This is a genomic window from Burkholderia sp. Ac-20379, assembly GCF_017104645.1.
Taxonomy (GTDB): domain Bacteria; phylum Pseudomonadota; class Gammaproteobacteria; order Burkholderiales; family Burkholderiaceae; genus Burkholderia.
Genome location: NZ_JAAGPF010000006.1, coordinates 1 through 15,183, shown reverse-complemented (window position 1 = coordinate 15,183; position 15,183 = coordinate 1). Strand labels below are relative to the sequence as shown.

Annotated in this window: 14 protein-coding genes; 13 read left to right on the top strand and 1 reads right to left on the bottom strand. The window is 64.8% G+C overall.

Annotated features, from left to right (window positions below; translation table 11 throughout):
- Window positions 1-4 precede the first annotated feature (4 nt).
- The 11 genes from G3N92_RS01565 (at window position 5) to G3N92_RS01515 (ending at window position 10,986) form a co-directional block, all read left to right on the top strand.
- Complete coding sequence (locus tag G3N92_RS01565; RefSeq protein ID WP_206125687.1) at window positions 5-1,135, top strand: SLC13 family permease; 1,131 nt, start codon at window positions 5-7, stop codon at window positions 1,133-1,135.
- 254 nt (window positions 1,136-1,389) lie between these two features.
- Entirely contained in the window at window positions 1,390-1,917 is a 528-nt protein-coding gene (locus G3N92_RS01560; RefSeq protein ID WP_206125686.1) for an ATP synthase subunit I, read from the top strand.
- 154 nt (window positions 1,918-2,071) lie between these two features.
- The gene (gene atpB, locus G3N92_RS01555; protein ID WP_206125727.1) at window positions 2,072-2,923 is read left to right on the top strand and encodes a F0F1 ATP synthase subunit A; all 852 of its coding nucleotides are present in this window, start codon (window positions 2,072-2,074) and stop codon (window positions 2,921-2,923) included.
- A gap of 76 nt (window positions 2,924-2,999) precedes the next feature.
- Complete coding sequence (atpE, locus tag G3N92_RS01550) at window positions 3,000-3,269, top strand: F0F1 ATP synthase subunit C (protein ID WP_013696170.1); 270 nt, start codon at window positions 3,000-3,002, stop codon at window positions 3,267-3,269.
- Window positions 3,270-3,399: 130 nt separating this feature from the next.
- Window positions 3,400-3,870, top strand: coding sequence for a F0F1 ATP synthase subunit B (locus G3N92_RS01545; RefSeq protein WP_206125685.1), 471 nt, complete (start codon window positions 3,400-3,402; stop codon window positions 3,868-3,870).
- Window positions 3,871-3,872: 2 nt separating this feature from the next.
- Window positions 3,873-4,412: a F0F1 ATP synthase subunit delta gene (locus G3N92_RS01540; protein ID WP_206125684.1), complete on the top strand. Its 540-nt coding sequence runs from the start codon at window positions 3,873-3,875 to the stop codon at window positions 4,410-4,412.
- Window positions 4,413-4,456: 44 nt separating this feature from the next.
- Window positions 4,457-5,998 (top strand): F0F1 ATP synthase subunit alpha, encoded by a 1,542-nt coding sequence (gene atpA, locus G3N92_RS01535; RefSeq protein WP_206125683.1) that lies wholly within the window; start codon window positions 4,457-4,459, stop codon window positions 5,996-5,998.
- A 72-nt stretch (window positions 5,999-6,070) separates the two neighbouring features.
- Window positions 6,071-6,949 (top strand): F0F1 ATP synthase subunit gamma, encoded by an 879-nt coding sequence (gene atpG, locus G3N92_RS01530; protein ID WP_206125682.1) that lies wholly within the window; start codon window positions 6,071-6,073, stop codon window positions 6,947-6,949.
- Window positions 6,950-7,021: 72 nt separating this feature from the next.
- Complete coding sequence (gene atpD / locus G3N92_RS01525) at window positions 7,022-8,416, top strand: F0F1 ATP synthase subunit beta (protein WP_206125681.1); 1,395 nt, start codon at window positions 7,022-7,024, stop codon at window positions 8,414-8,416.
- A gap of 147 nt (window positions 8,417-8,563) precedes the next feature.
- The gene (locus G3N92_RS01520; RefSeq protein ID WP_206125680.1) at window positions 8,564-8,989 is read left to right on the top strand and encodes a F0F1 ATP synthase subunit epsilon; all 426 of its coding nucleotides are present in this window, start codon (window positions 8,564-8,566) and stop codon (window positions 8,987-8,989) included.
- 164 nt (window positions 8,990-9,153) lie between these two features.
- Entirely contained in the window at window positions 9,154-10,986 is a 1,833-nt protein-coding gene (locus G3N92_RS01515; protein WP_241014504.1) for an AMP-binding protein, read from the top strand.
- A 729-nt stretch (window positions 10,987-11,715) separates the two neighbouring features.
- Here G3N92_RS01515 and G3N92_RS01510 read toward each other — a convergent pair.
- A complete protein-coding gene (locus G3N92_RS01510; RefSeq protein ID WP_241014503.1) occupies window positions 11,716-12,531 on the bottom strand; it encodes a transporter substrate-binding domain-containing protein in 816 nt (271 codons plus the stop codon).
- Between the two features lie 167 nt (window positions 12,532-12,698).
- Here G3N92_RS01510 and hemE point away from each other — a divergent pair, with 167 nt between their 5' ends.
- Together hemE and G3N92_RS01500 are read left to right on the top strand one after the other, a co-directional pair.
- Window positions 12,699-13,793 carry a uroporphyrinogen decarboxylase gene (gene hemE, locus G3N92_RS01505; RefSeq protein WP_339385907.1) on the top strand — a complete coding sequence of 365 codons (1,095 nt, stop codon included), beginning with the start codon at window positions 12,699-12,701 and terminating at the stop codon, window positions 13,791-13,793.
- Window positions 13,794-14,276: 483 nt separating this feature from the next.
- Window positions 14,277-15,183: DEAD/DEAH box helicase family protein (locus tag G3N92_RS01500; protein ID WP_206125677.1), on the top strand; the 907-nt coding region annotated here is incomplete at its 3' end.

Below are 15,183 nucleotides of genomic sequence, written 5' to 3'. Positions count from 1 at the left end.
GCCGATGAGTCAGGTGAGCGGGGTGGCTCCGCGCAAATGGCTGGCGTTCGTTGCGAGCGAGCCGGTGCTGTCCATCCTCGTCGTCGCGCTGGCGATCCTGCAGATCGCGCGGCCGCGGCCGCTGGCCGCGCTCGCCGGGCTGGTCGACTGGCAGACGGTGGCGACGCTCGCCGGCCTGTTGATGGTGACCAAGGCGCTCGAGCTGTCGGGCTTCCTGATGTGGCTCGCACACCGGATCGTGCATCGCGTGCGCACCGAGCGCTCGCTCGCGATGCTGCTGATCGTGTTCGCCGCCGTGCTCGCCACCTGGCTGACCAACGACGTGGCGCTGTTCGTCGCCGTGCCGCTCGTGGTGTCGCTGCAGCGGCTCACGCCGTTGCCGATCAAGCGCCTCGTGATCTGTCTGGCGATCGCCGTGAACGCCGGCTCGATCGCCACGCCGCTCGGCAACCCGCAGAACCTGTTTCTTTGGCAGCGCAGTGGTGCGTCATTTGGTCGCTTCGTGATCGAACTGGCACCGCTCGCGTTGATGACGATGGCCATGTTGCTGGTGCTGGCGGCCGGTCTGTTCCGCGCCAAACCGCTCGATTTTTCGGGCGACAGCGAGCCGCATGCGGTGCGCCGGCCACTCGCGCTGACGGCCGCGGTGCTGTTCGCGGCGTTCGTGGTGGCGGCCGATCTGCACTTCGCGGTGCCCGGCGTGATCGCGGTGGCGCTGGTGTTCGCGGCCGTGCGGCGCGACGCCGTGTTGAAGATCGACTGGCTGCTGCTGCTGATCTTCGTGCTGATGTTCGTGGTGTTGCGCGGCGCCGCGGCGCTGCCCGCCGTGCATGGTGCGGTTGCGCAACTCGGGCTCGATGCCCCGCTGCGCCTTTATACAGCGGGCGCCGTCCTGTCCCAGGGCATCAGCAACGTGCCGGCCGCGATCCTGCTTTCGGAGTTCGGCGGCGATTGGCGGGCGCTCGCGTTTGGCGTCAGCGTGGGCGGTTTCGGCTTCGCGATCGGCTCGCTGGCGAACCTGATCGCGGTGCGGCTCGCGAAAACGCCCGGCATCTGGGGGCCGTTCCATCTGGTCTGCGTGCCGTTCGGTTTGATCGCCTACGCACTCGGCGCGCTGTGGCTGCATTTCGTCTGAGCTAAGTCGCGCCGATTCGGGCGGGCGGCATGGTGTTGAAAGCTGACCGCCGGCCATTGCTTTCAACTGTTGTCAGACGTCGGAAAATGACGCGATTTTTCCCTCGCGTCACATCGTTTTCGTCGTGTTTTTGTCGCGTCCAAAACCTTGAATCGCATGCGGCTATCGCTTACAATCGCCGGGATTTGTTAGCACGGTAGCCCTGAAAGCTTGTGGAAAGCTGAAGGCTTACAGCGATTTTGCGGAAGATGGCGATGGCGAGTCAGGCGCCGAACAACAGGCACGACGAACATCCCCACGCGCAGCATGTCGCTGCCGGGCAGCAGCACGGCGCTCCACGGGCAGACACGTGGGATGTCGAGCAGCAAGATAACAATATCGTTCCGCTCACGCGGGCCGAGGCGCAAGCGCTGTTCGGTCCGGACGTGAGTCGGCCATCGCGCGTTACCCCGTTTCGGGTGGTGATCGCGCAAATGGTCCTGTCCCTGGTTGCAACGCTGGCGTGGTGGCTGTTTTCGAAGTCACCAGGCGCTGCTGCGCAATCGGCATTGTTGGGCGGAGCGATTGGCTGGGTACCGAGTGCGGTGTTCGCAGCGAGACTGAGGTTCGGCGGCGCGAACACGGTGATGGGCTGGATGTTCGGCGAAGCGCTGAAGCTGGGTTTGACGATCGCGATGTTCACCGCGGTGGCGGTCCGGTTTCCGGACGTGCACTGGGTGCCGCTTCTCGTCACCTACCTCGTTGCGTTGAAGACATACTGGCTCGCGCTCGCCTGGCGGTAACAGCATTTTGCGGCAAACCGGAAGACACGTTGCGATGCAGCATACGCCAGTATCGCAGGTCTGACCGGAAGTTGCGCTCTCGTGTTCCCGCAATAAATTTTTGCGGCAATACGTAAAACAACGATTTTCGACAATTTGGGTGGCATTAACGACTATGGCAGCTAGCGAAGGCACGCACGCTCTGGATCCGTCCGAGTACATTGCGCACCACTTGCAGAACTTCTCCACCGCGAATCAGACGTCGATCGTCGATTTCCATGTATGGAATCTCGACACGCTGTTCTGGTCGATCGTGTGTGGCCTCGTGACCATCCTCGTGCTGCGCCTCGCCGCACGCAAGGCGACCCCGGGCGTTCCGGGCCGCTTCCAATGCCTGATCGAACTGGTCGTCGAAATGGTCGAAGACCAATCGAAGGCCGTCGTTCGCGGCAACCGCACGTTCATCGCACCGCTGGCCATGACGGTTTTCGTCTGGGTGCTGCTGATGAACTCGCTCGACTTTCTCCCCGTCGACCTGCCGGGCCGCGTGATCGGCTGGCTCGGTCTGTCCGGCGTCATTTCGCATCACCGCATCGTCCCGACCGCCGATCTGAACGGCACCCTCGGCATCGCGCTGGGCGTGTTCGTGCTGATGATCTACTACAGCATCAAGATCAAGGGCGTCGGCGGCTTTGCGCACGAGCTGGTGTCGGCGCCGTTCGGCGCGCACTGGGCACTGTGGATCCCCAACCTCGCGTTGAACATCGTCGAATACATCGCCAAGACCGTATCGCTCGGCATGCGGCTGTTCGGCAACATGTACGCAGGTGAACTGGTGTTCCTGCTGATCGCTCTGCTGGGCAGTATCTGGAGCTTCGGCGGCGATGCAACGGTTCTCGGTTTCGTTGGCCATGTGATCGCGGGCAGCGTCTGGGCAATCTTCCACATCCTGATTGTTCTGTTGCAAGCATTCATCTTCATGATGCTGACGCTGGTGTATCTCGGCCAGGCGCACGAAACGCACTGAGTGCGCGACGGGCGGCAGTTTTCGTTTTTCGGTTTTTTAAATCTCTAGTTCCAAGTCTTTTCAAATAGGAGTGATCATGCAAGCTTTCATCGCCAACATTCAGGGTCTGACCGCAATCGGTATCGGCATCATCATCGGCCTGGGTGCCGTCGGCGCCTGTATCGGTATCGGCCTGATGGGCGGCAAGTACATCGAAGCCTGCGCACGTCAGCCGGAACTGATCAACCCGCTGCAAACGAAGATGTTCCTGCTGGCCGGCCTGATCGACGCGGCATTCCTGATCGGCGTGGGCGTGGCGATGCTGTTCGCATTCGCGAACCCGCTCCTGTCGAAGCTCGCAGGCTAAGGTTCACCGGAAATTTTGCGCTCGCACATGGCGGGCGCAGGGCGGAACGGAGATCCCGGGCGCTGATCGGATGCAACTCGATGAGCGCCTTACCGTTTCATTTTCCCGGATAGCAGACTAAGGAAACACCGTGAATCTCAACGCAACCCTGTTTGCGCAAATGGTCGTGTTCCTGATCCTCGCGTGGTTCACGATGAAGTTCGTGTGGCCGCCGCTGATCAACGCACTCGACGAACGCGCGAAGAAGATTGCCGACGGCTTGGCCGCTGCGGAAAAGGGCAAGGCGGAACTCGAAGCGGCACACAAGGCCGCCGACCAGGAACTCGCACAGGCTCGCACCGACGGCCAGCAGCGAATCGCCGACGCTGAAAAGCGCGCGCTCGCCGTTGCCGAAGAAATCAAGACGAATGCGCAGGCAGAAGCCGCCCGCATCGTCGCCCAGGCAAAAGCCGACGCCGAACAGCAAATCGTGAAGGCTCGTGAACTGCTGCGCGCGGATGTCGCGACGCTGGCCGTCAAGGGCGCCGAACAGATCCTGAAGCGCGAAGTCGACCAGGCGGCACACGCCGAACTGCTGACTCAACTGAAAGCCGAGCTCTGATCATGGCCGAATTTGCAACCATTGCCCGCCCTTACGCAGAAGCGCTGTTTCGCGTGGCCGAGGCTGGTGACGTCGCCGCCTGGTCCACGCTCGCAGGAGAGCTGGCCCAGGTTGCGCAACTGCCCGAAGTGCTGTCTGTCGCGTCGAACCCGAAGGTCGGGCGTGCTCAGATCGCCGAACTGCTGCTCGCCGCGGTGAAGTCGCCGCTCGCCGGCAGCGCGGAAGCGAAGAACTTCGTGCAGATGCTGGTCGACAATCACCGCATCGTGCTGCTGCCGGAAATCGCGGAGCAATTCGACGCACTGAAGAACGCGCGCGAAGGCGCGGCGGACGTGAGCATCGTCAGCGCGTTCCCGCTCGAAGGCGCGCAGCTCGCCGAGCTGGTCGCGAGCCTCGAACGGAAGTTCGGTCGCACGCTGAAAGCCACGGTCGACATCGACGCGTCGCTGATCGGCGGCGTGCGCGTGACGGTGGGCGACGAAGTGCTCGATACCTCGGTCCGTGCGCGGCTCGCCAGCATGCAAGCCGCACTGACCGCCTGAGCGCCGCAGCCGGCACGCAACAGAATTGAACATCAGGAGCGAATATGCAACTCAATCCCTCTGAGATCAGCGAGCTGATCAAGAGCCGGATCCAGGGCCTGGAAGCGAACGCAGACGTTCGCAATCAAGGCACCGTGATCTCCGTGACGGACGGCATCGTGCGCATCCACGGCCTGTCGGACGTGATGCAAGGCGAAATGCTCGAATTTCCGGGCAATACGTTCGGCCTCGCGCTGAACCTCGAGCGCGACTCGGTCGGCGCCGTGATTCTGGGCGACTACGGTCACATCAGCGAAGGCAACATCGTCAAGACGACGGGTCGCATCCTGGAAGTGCCGGTCGGCCCGGAACTCATCGGCCGCGTGGTCGATGCGCTCGGCAACCCGATCGACGGCAAGGGCCCCGTCAACGCCAAGGCGACCGACGCGATCGAGAAGATCGCTCCGGGCGTGATCTGGCGTCACGGCGTGTCGCAGCCGGTGCAAACCGGCATCAAGTCGATCGACGCCATGGTGCCGGTCGGCCGCGGCCAGCGCGAGCTGATCATCGGCGACCGCCAAACGGGCAAGACCGCCGTCGCGATCGACACGATCATCAACCAGAAGGGCAAGGATCTGATCTGTATCTACGTCGCGATCGGCCAGAAGGCTTCGTCGATCATGAACGTGGTGCGCAAGCTCGAAGAAACCGGCGCGATGGAATACACCATCGTCGTGTCGGCTTCGGCGTCGGATTCGGCCGCGATGCAGTACCTCGCACCGTACGCCGGTTGCACGATGGGCGAATACTTCCGCGACCGCGGTCAAGACGCCCTGATCATCTATGACGATCTGACCAAGCAAGCCTGGGCCTATCGCCAGATCTCGCTGCTGCTGCGCCGCCCGCCGGGCCGCGAAGCGTATCCCGGCGACGTGTTCTATCTCCACTCGCGTCTGCTCGAGCGTGCGGCTCGCGTCTCGGAAGAGTACGTCGAGAAGTTCACGAACGGCGAAGTGAAGGGCAAGACGGGTTCGCTGACGGCACTGCCGATCATCGAAACGCAGGCAGGCGACGTCACGGCATTCGTGCCGACCAACGTGATCTCGATCACGGACGGCCAGATCTTCCTGGAAACCGATCTGTTCAACGCAGGCATCCGCCCGGCAATCAACGCCGGTATCTCGGTGTCGCGAGTCGGTGGCGCAGCGCAAACGAACGTCGTGAAGAAGCTGTCGGGCGGTATCCGTACCGATCTGGCCCAGTACCGTGAGCTGGCTGCGTTCGCGCAGTTCGCTTCGGACCTCGACGCCGCCACGCGCAAGCAGCTCGAACGCGGCCGCCGCGTGACGGAACTGCTCAAGCAGCCGCAGTATCAGCCGCTGCAAGTCTGGGAACTGGCCGTCGCGCTGTTCTCGGCCAACAACGGCTACCTCGACGACGTCGAAGTCAAGGACGTGCTCGCCTTCGAAAAGGGCCTGCGCGAGTACCTGAAGGCCAGCCACGCAGACTTGGTCAAGCGTATCGAAGACAACAAGGCTTTGGCGAAGGAAGATGACGGCGCGCTGCACGAAGCGCTGAAGTCCTTCAAGAAGTCGGGTGCCTATTGATCCGCGAGGGACACCTCGAAGCGGTGCGACGCGCGTAAGCGCTGACGCACTGCTTCGGTCAAGGAGCAAGCAATGGCTGGAATGAAGGAAATTCGCGGCAAGATCAAGAGCGTGCAAAACACGCGCAAGATCACCAAGGCGATGGAAATGGTCGCGGCGTCGAAGATGCGCCGCGCGCAGGAGCGCATGCGCGCAGCCCGTCCGTACGCCGACAAGGTCCGCGCGATTGCTGCGCACATGAGCCGCGCGAACCCGGAATACCGCCACCCGTTCATGGTGGCGAACGAAGATGCCAAGACGGCCGGTTTGATCCTCGTCACGACCGACAAGGGTCTGTGCGGCGGTCTGAACACGAACGTTCTGCGCGCGACGGTCAGCAAGCTGAAGGAACTCGAGAAGCAAGGCCAGAAGTTCGAAGCCACCGCCATCGGCGGCAAGGGCCTCGGCTTCCTGAACCGCTTCGGCGGCAAGGTGGTCTCGCAGGTCGTCCATCTGGGCGACACGCCGCATCTCGACGCGCTGATCGGCGCGGTCAAGGTGCAGCTCGACGCGTACTCGGAAGGCAAGCTGTCGGCTGTCTACATCGCCTACACGCGCTTCATCAACACGATGAAGCAGGAATCGGTGATCGAGCAGCTGCTGCCGCTGGCACCCCAGCACTTCGAGAACGGCGAAGACGGCACGCCTTCGACCTCGTGGGATTACATCTACGAGCCGGATGCGCAGGCAGTGGTGGACGAGTTGCTGGTGCGTTACGTCGAGGCCCTCGTGTATCAGGCCGTGGCGGAAAACATGGCGTCCGAGCAATCGGCGCGAATGGTCGCGATGAAGGCTGCGTCCGACAATGCGAAGACCGTGATCAGCGAGCTTCAGCTGTCGTACAACAAGAGCCGCCAGGCAGCGATCACGAAGGAACTGTCTGAGATCGTCGGCGGTGCCGCCGCTGTTTAAGCGAGCCAGCGACTGTCGCCTCGAAACTGCGCCCTTGCGCGAGTAAAGAATCAGGTATTGAAAGGAAAAGCGATGAGTACTACTGCTTTGGTAGAAGGCAAGATCGTACAGTGCATCGGCGCCGTTATCGACGTGGAATTCCCGCGCGACAGCATGCCGAAGATCTACGACGCACTCATTCTGGAAGGTTCGGAACTGACGCTCGAAGTCCAGCAACAGCTGGGTGACGGCATCGTTCGTACCATCTGTCTGGGCGCATCCGACGGCCTGCGCCGCGGCGTGCTGGTGAAGAACACCGGCCTGCCGATCTCGGTGCCGGTCGGCAAGCCGACCCTCGGCCGCATCATGGACGTCCTCGGCCGTCCGATCGACGAAGCCGGCCCGATCGTGAGCGAAACCACGCGCTCGATCCACCAGAAGGCCCCGGCGTTCGACGAACTGTCGCCGTCGACCGAACTGCTCGAAACCGGCATCAAGGTCATCGACCTCGTGTGCCCGTTCGCAAAGGGCGGCAAGGTGGGCCTGTTCGGCGGTGCCGGCGTGGGCAAGACCGTCAACATGATGGAGCTCATCAACAACATCGCGAAGGAACACGGCGGTTACTCCGTGTTCGCGGGCGTGGGCGAGCGTACCCGTGAAGGGAACGACTTCTACCACGAAATGAAGGACTCCAACGTTCTCGACAAGGTCGCGCTGGTCTACGGCCAGATGAACGAGCCGCCGGGCAACCGTCTGCGCGTCGCGCTGACCGGCCTGACGATGGCCGAGCACTTCCGTGACGAAGGCCTCGACGTGCTGTTCTTCGTCGACAACATCTACCGTTTCACGCTGGCCGGTACCGAAGTGTCGGCACTGCTCGGCCGTATGCCGTCGGCCGTGGGCTACCAGCCGACGCTGGCGGAAGAAATGGGCAAGCTGCAGGAACGCATCACGTCGACCAAGACGGGTTCGATCACGTCCGTTCAGGCCGTGTACGTCCCTGCGGACGACTTGACCGATCCGTCGCCGGCTACCACCTTCGGCCACTTGGACGCTACCGTCGTGCTGTCGCGTGACATCGCCTCGCTGGGTATCTACCCGGCAGTCGATCCGCTCGACTCGACCTCGCGCCAGATCGACCCGAACGTGATCGGCGAAGAGCACTACACGATCACGCGTCGCGTTCAGATGACGCTGCAGCGCTACAAGGAACTGCGCGACATCATCGCGATTCTGGGCATGGACGAACTGTCGCCGGAAGACAAGCAAACGGTCGCCCGCGCACGGAAGATCCAGCGTTTCCTGTCGCAGCCGTTCCACGTCGCCGAAGTGTTCACGGGCGCGCCGGGCAAGTACGTGCCGCTGAAGGAAACGATCCGCGGCTTCAAGATGATCGTCGACGGCGAGTGCGACCACCTGCCGGAACAGGCGTTCTACATGGTCGGCACGATCGACGAAGCCTTCGAAAAGGCCAAGAAGATCCAGTAAGGGTGCAGGATCGGAGCAAGCGCTGACGCGCTTGCTCCCGTCGACCGCCGCAAGGCAAGAATAGGCGCTGAAGCGCCAACGCTTGCCAATTGCGGCATGGGGCGGGAGCAAGTGCCGAAGCAGTAGCTCCCGCCGACAGGAGTCCATATGGCAACCATCAAAGTAGACGTCGTCAGCGCGGAAGAGCAGATCTTCTCGGGCCAGGCGAAGTTCGTCGCGCTGCCGGGCGAATCGGGTGAGCTGGGCATTCTGCCGGGCCACACGCCGCTCATCACCCGGATCCGTCCGGGTGCGGTGCGCATCGAGTCGGAAAGCGGCGCGGACGAGTTCGTGTTCGTGGCCGGCGGCATCCTCGAGGTGCAACCGGGCGCCGTGACCGTGCTCGCCGATACCGCGATCCGCGGCAAGGATCTCGACAGCGCGAAGGCGGAAGAAGCCAAGCGCCGTGCAGAGGAAACGCTGCAGAACGCGAAGTCGGACATCGACCTCGCCAAGGCCCAGTCGGAACTCGCGACGGCCATGGCGCAGCTCGAAGCGATCCAGCGTCTCGCGAAGATCCGCAGCAAGAACTGACACGCCCGCGCCTTGCGCGCAGGCAGGAAGAAGCAGCCTTCGGGCTGCTTTTTTTTCGCCCGGCGCCGGCGCATCGCCGCCGATGTACAGGCGCGCTAACCCTGATGTCAGCCGACTGTCAGGCAGGGCAGAATCGCTCGCTCAAGGCACGGTCGGAGACAGCGATGGCGACGATGGCGGCGAACCCGGGCGATCGAGGCAGCGACGGCGCGTCAGACGGCGCCGGCCGCCTGCACAGCGACGATCGGCCAAACGGCTTGGATCAGGCAGGCAAGGGCGGCGAGCGCCGCGAGAACGGCATCGCTCCGCTCGACGGCCTCTCCCAGGTTCGCGGCGCGGCCACGCCCGCCCTGAGCCACGCCACCGTGGGCCGCTTCCTGGCCGATACCATCGCACGCTTCCCCGAACGCCCGGCCGTGGTGTTCCGCGAGCAGGGCGTGCGCTGGAGCTGGCGCGAGTTCGGCGAGGCGGTCGACGCGCTGGCCGCCGCTTTGATCGAGCTGGGCATCGCACCGGGCGAGCGCGTCGGCATCTGGGCGCCGAACCGCGTCGAATGGCTGCTGACGCAGTTCGCCACGGCCCGTATCGGCGCGATCCTCGTCAACATCAATCCCGCCTACCGGCTCGCCGAGCTCGATTACGCGCTGAACCAGGTCGGCTGCAAGTTGCTGATCGCGGCCGAATCGTTCAAGACCTCGCACTACACGCAGATGCTGCGCACGCTCGCGCCGGAACTCGACACGCACGCGCCGGGCGCGCTGCGCGCCGCACGCGTGCCGACGCTGCGCACGGTGGTGTCGATGAGCGAGGCGGCGCCGGCCGGCATGCTGCGCTTCGCGGATCTGCTCGCGCACGGCCGGACCTTGCGCGCACACGCCGGGCTCGACGTGCTCGGCGCGGGCTTCGCCGATACCGATCCGATCAACATCCAGTTCACCAGCGGCACCACCGGCAGCCCCAAGGGCGCGACGCTGACGCACCGGAACATCGTCAACAACGCGCGCGCGATCGCCAGCGTGATGCAACTCACCGAGCAGGACGCGCTCTGCATCCCGGTGCCGCTCTATCACTGCTTCGGCATGGTGCTGGCGGTGCTGGCCTGCGTGTCGGTGGGGGCGAAGATGGTGTTCCCCGGCGCGGCGTTCGATCCGCTCGCCACGCTCGAGGCCGTCGAGGCGGAACGCTGCACCGCGCTGCACGGCGTGCCGACCATGTTCATCGCCGAGCTCGATCATCCCGAATTCGGCCGCTTCGACCTGCGCTCGCTGCGCACCGGCATCATGGCCGGCTCGCCGTGTCCGATCGAGACGATGAAGCGCGTCGTGGCCGAGATGCACATGGCCGAGGTGACGATCGCCTACGGCATGACGGAAACCAGCCCCGTGTCGTTCCAGAGCACCACCACCGATTCGCTCGAAAAGCGCACCACCACGGTCGGCCGGATCCAGCCGCACCTGGAGGCGAAGATCGTCGATGCGAGCGGCGCGGTCGTGCCGGTCGGTGCAACGGGTGAACTCTGCACGCGCGGCTACTCGGTGATGGCGGGCTACTGGGGTGACGCGGCGCGCACGCAGGAGGTGATCGTCGACGGCTGGATGCACACCGGCGACCTCGCCACGCTCGACGCGGACGGCTTCTGCAACATCGTCGGACGGCTCAAGGACATGCTGATCCGCGGCGGCGAGAACATCTATCCGCGCGAGATCGAGGAATTCCTGTTCCGTCATCCGAAGGTGCAGAGCGCGCAGGTGTTCGGCGTGCCCGATGCGAAATACGGCGAGGCGGTGTGCGCGTGGATCGTGCTGCGCGCGGGCGCGACGATGGACGAAGCCGAGCTGCGCGCCTATTGCGACGGCCAGATCGCGCACTACAAGGTGCCGCGCCATGTGCGCTTCGTGGATGCCTTGCCGATGACCGTGACGGGCAAGGTGCAGAAGTTCGTGATGCGCGAGGCGATGATCGACGAACTGGGGCTGACGCAGCAGAAAACGGCCTGAAGGCCGGCGCTTGCGTTTGCTATGGACGAAAAAAAGCGGACTTAAGAGTCCGCTAAAAACCACACGCTACGGGGTTAGCGCGAGGAGACCAAAGGTGGAAGCAATCGGCTTGCGCCGATCACGATTCCAACAAGGATGCCCCTGAGAAGGGATTCGGTATGAAACCGACGGACTATTCGCTGCGCATCGTATCCGCTCACACGCCGCACAAGAAAGACCACATCCGTGTTGAAACCGTGAGAGCCATTGTGGGCGAATTAGAGGGCCTATGCGGTAACAAAGTGTATCCGGTTGTAACGCCCGCCAGATAAGGCGATGCGGGATTTTTTACTCCGCCGGAGGGCTAAAATCGGGGTCATTTTTACCGTCTTTTCCGCCGATCTTTTTGTTAATTATTTTGTTTTTTCATGCGGTGCTGAATAGTCGTTCCCGCACTGAGCAAATTTTTAATTTGGTGCATGAGGATAATCCCTCATATTTCGAAGGGAAACAATCCTGCCGATCGGCCAATGCATCGCAGCGGTGCGCAATCGGGCTGGCCGGAGCGGGCAAATTGCCGGCTTGCGACACGTTCGGGGCGACGCTTGCGAACGCTGCAAGACTGCGGCAAGTCTTGCAGCAGGAACGCGCCGACGGGGGCCGGCCGCCGCCGCCCGCGCCGTTACGTTCGCCGGGCGTCGTAAGGAACGGAAACAGAGCGCGGCGGCCGCCGATGCGCGATTTGCGCGCTCACTTCAGCCAGGTGTCCGTCACGGCCTGGAATTCGCCCGTTTCGTGGGCGAGGTGCAGCCATTGATCGACGTACTGCTGAAACACCACGTCGCCGCGCGGCACCATGTACGCCTTCTCGCCGAACTGGAACGGCTGCTCCGGGTGCACCGAGCACAGGCCGGGGTTGAGCTTCTGCTGCAGCAGGGTTTCGGATGCGTCGGTCACCATCACGTCGGCGTGGCCGTCGAGGATCTGGCGGAAGATCGTCACGTTGTCCGGGTAGACGGTCAACTGCGCGTGCGTGAGGTACTGGCGCGCGAAACGCTCGTTGGTGCCGCCCGGGTTCACGATCACGCGCGTGGACGGCTGGTCGATCTGATCGACGCGCTGGAAGCGCGCGGCGTCGGCGCAGCGCACGATGGGCGTCTTGCCGTCCTTGACGGTGGGCTGCGTGAAGAACGCGCGGCGCTGGCGGTCGAGCGTGGTGGAGATGCCGCCCACCGCGATGTCGCACCGCGCGACGAAATCGTCGGTCAGCGTGCGCCAGCTCGTCTTGACGAACGCGGTCTTCACGCCGAGCGAGCGCGCGAGCGATTCGGCCAGGTCGATGTCGATGCCTTCGAAACGGCCGTCGGGCCGGTAATACGTATAGGGCCGGTAGTCGCCCGTGGTGCAGACGCGCAGCGTGCCGCGCGCGAGCACCGCGTCGAGCCGCGAGGCGGGGGCGGCGGCCGGGGCGGCGGAATCGGCGTCGGTCGCGGCATGGGCCGCACCGGCGGCGAACGTGGCGCAGGCGGCCAGTGCGCAGGCGGCCAGGCGCGTTGACGCGAACATGGAAGCGCGGCGGGCGGGAATCATCGATCTGTCTCCGGAAGCGGCGAAGGGCGGCGTGCGGCGCGCCTTTCGTCGTGTGTCGTCTGTGGCCCGATGATAGCGGGCCGCCGCCGCCGGCGGGCGGCTCCGGTAGAATGCGCGTTTGCACACGCTTCGTCGCTCATATCGTGGCTCATAACCTGCTCAACGACACCTTCCTGCGCGCGCTTCGCCGCCAGCCGACCGACTACACGCCGATCTGGCTGATGCGCCAGGCCGGCCGTTACCTGCCCGAGTACAACGCGACGCGCGCGCGCGCCGGCAGCTTCCTCGGCCTCGCGAAGAACCCGGAATACGCGACCGAAGTGACGTTGCAGCCGCTCGAGCGCTACCCGCTCGACGCCGCGATCCTGTTCTCCGACATCCTGACGATTCCCGACGGGATGGGTCTCGGCCTCGAGTTCCTGCAGGGCGAAGGGCCGAAATTCGCGCACCCGGTGCGCACCGAAGCCGACGTCGCCAAGCTCGCCGTGCCCGACATCGGCGCGACGCTCGGTTACGTGACCGACGCCGTGCGCGAGATCCGCCGCGCGCTGACCGATGCGCAGGGCCGCCAGCGCGTGCCGCTGATCGGTTTCTCGGGCAGCCCGTGGACGCTCGCCTGCTACATGGTGGAAGGCGGCGGCTCGGACGATTTCCGCACCGTGAAATCGATGGCCTACGCGCGGCCCGACCTGATGAAGCAGATCCTCGACGTCAACGTCGACGCGGTGGCCGCCTACCTGAACGCGCAGATCGAAGCGGGCGCGCAGGCCGTGATGATCTTCGACACCTGGGGCGGCGCGCTGGCCGACGGCGCGTATCAGCGCCTGTCGCTCGATCCGATCCGACGCGTGGTGGCCCAGCTCAAGCGCAACCACGACGGTGAACAGATTCCGGTCATCACCTTCACCAAGGGCGGCGGCCTCTGGCTCGAGGACATCGCGGCCAGCGGCGTGGATGCGGTCGGCCTCGACTGGACGGTCAATCTCGGCCAGGCCCGCGCGCGCGTGAACGGCTCGGTGGCGCTGCAGGGCAACCTCGATCCGACCATCCTGTTCGCGCCGCCGGCGACGATCCGCATGGAAGCCCGCGCGGTGCTCGACAGCTACGGCAATCACCCGGGCCACATCTTCAACCTGGGCCACGGCATTTCGCAGTTCACGCCGCCCGAAAGCGTCGCGGAGCTGGTGGACGAAGTGCATCGCCATAGCCGCACGCTGCGCGCCGGTTCGCTGGGCTGAACGCCGGCCGAGGGGCGGCCCCGCACGGGTTCGATCGGCGGGCCGCGATGCTGCGCCGCAGCGCGCGGCGGCCGGGCCTGCCGGCGTAATCGGGGCGCAGGTGCCCGCCGAGCGGCACTTCCCGGCTTGTCAAGACTTGACTTATGCACATTTTGCTCGTTGCGGCGCGGTAGAGCGCCCCATCCACAAAATGCCCATGCTATTGCGTTGAAAATCGGATAGCAGCCTTGCTGGACAAGGCTCCGCGACAGGCGGTCCGATGCCCCGAAAAGCAGCGTCCGGTACGCGGAGAGGCCAGTTTGAGACAGTCAAGATCGAGTTCTCAACAAAGTTATCCACAGGCCGGGCCGGCTTCCGCCGATTCCTAATCAGAATCCGAAACTTAGCGCCGAAAGTGATGTTTTACTTTAACTTCGCGTCGCCGGCCGAGAGCCGGCCGTCGATCGCGCCATCGATGGCTTCGTCAGGCACGCTGGGCGGCCGATGAGCAGGGATCTCTACGTGCGCGTCGCGCTCGATCATCCGCTGCAGACGCTGTTCGACTACCGCTATCGCGGCGCGGTGCCGCCGCAGGTCGGCATGCTGGTGCAGGTGCCGTTCGGAAAGCGGCTGGCGGTGGGGCTTGTCTGCGAAGTCGCCACTCACACCGAGGTGCCCGCGAACCGCCTGCGCGACGTGGCCGAGCTCTGCGCGGAGCTGCCGCCGCTGGCCGATGCGTGGCTCGATCTGGTCGCGTTCGCGGCCGATTACTACCAGCGCGGGCGCGGCGAAGTGGCGCTGCCGGCGCTGCCGCAGGCGCTGCGCGATGCGTCGCGCTGGGGCCGCCTGCTCGCTCCCGAAATCCGTTACCGCCTGCTGCCGGCCGGCCGCGAGGCCTTGCCCGACGCCCTGCCCGCGCGCGCCGCCGCGCTGCGCCGGCTCGCCGAGGCACTGCGCGACGAAGCCTCGCTGACGTTGCCCGAACTGCGTGCGCTGCATCCGAAGGCGCAGGCCACGCTCGACGCCTGGTGCGAATCGGGCTGGGCCGCCTGCGACGAAATCCCGGTGGCCGACGCCGGTGGACAAGCGGTGGATAACCGGGTGTCCGCGCCTGTGCCCCCGGCGCTGAACGCCGAGCAGACCGATGCGCTCGATGCGATCCGCGCCGCGCGCGGCTTCGCGCCGTTCCTGCTGCACGGCGTGACCGGCAGCGGCAAGACCGAGGTCTACCTGCACGCGCTCGCCGCGCTGCTCGACGAACGGCCCGGCGCGCAGGCGCTGGTGATGGTTCCCGAAATCAACCTGACGCCGCAGTTCGAGGCGGCGTTTCGCGCGCGCTTCGCGGCCGTGCTGCCGCCCGGCGCGATCGTCACGCTGCACAGCGGGCTGGCCGAGGGCGAGCGCGCGCGGC

What these genes read in the sequence shown, in the direction of transcription:
- G3N92_RS01565 (WP_206125687.1), top strand. Translation starts at nt 5, where the DNA reads ATGAGTCAGGTGAGCGGGGTGGCTCCGCGCAAATGGCTGGCGTTCGTT.
- G3N92_RS01560 (WP_206125686.1), top strand. Translation starts at nt 1,390, where the DNA reads ATGGCGAGTCAGGCGCCGAACAACAGGCACGACGAACATCCCCACGCG.
- atpB (WP_206125727.1), top strand. Translation starts at nt 2,072, where the DNA reads ATGGCAGCTAGCGAAGGCACGCACGCTCTGGATCCGTCCGAGTACATT.
- atpE (WP_013696170.1), top strand. Translation starts at nt 3,000, where the DNA reads ATGCAAGCTTTCATCGCCAACATTCAGGGTCTGACCGCAATCGGTATC.
- G3N92_RS01540 (WP_206125684.1), top strand. Translation starts at nt 3,873, where the DNA reads ATGGCCGAATTTGCAACCATTGCCCGCCCTTACGCAGAAGCGCTGTTT.
- atpA (WP_206125683.1), top strand. Translation starts at nt 4,457, where the DNA reads ATGCAACTCAATCCCTCTGAGATCAGCGAGCTGATCAAGAGCCGGATC.
- atpG (WP_206125682.1), top strand. Translation starts at nt 6,071, where the DNA reads ATGGCTGGAATGAAGGAAATTCGCGGCAAGATCAAGAGCGTGCAAAAC.
- atpD (WP_206125681.1), top strand. Translation starts at nt 7,022, where the DNA reads ATGAGTACTACTGCTTTGGTAGAAGGCAAGATCGTACAGTGCATCGGC.
- G3N92_RS01520 (WP_206125680.1), top strand. Translation starts at nt 8,564, where the DNA reads ATGGCAACCATCAAAGTAGACGTCGTCAGCGCGGAAGAGCAGATCTTC.
- G3N92_RS01515 (WP_241014504.1), top strand. Translation starts at nt 9,154, where the DNA reads ATGGCGACGATGGCGGCGAACCCGGGCGATCGAGGCAGCGACGGCGCG.
- G3N92_RS01510 (WP_241014503.1), bottom strand. Translation starts at nt 12,531, where the DNA reads ATGTTCGCGTCAACGCGCCTGGCCGCCTGCGCACTGGCCGCCTGCGCC.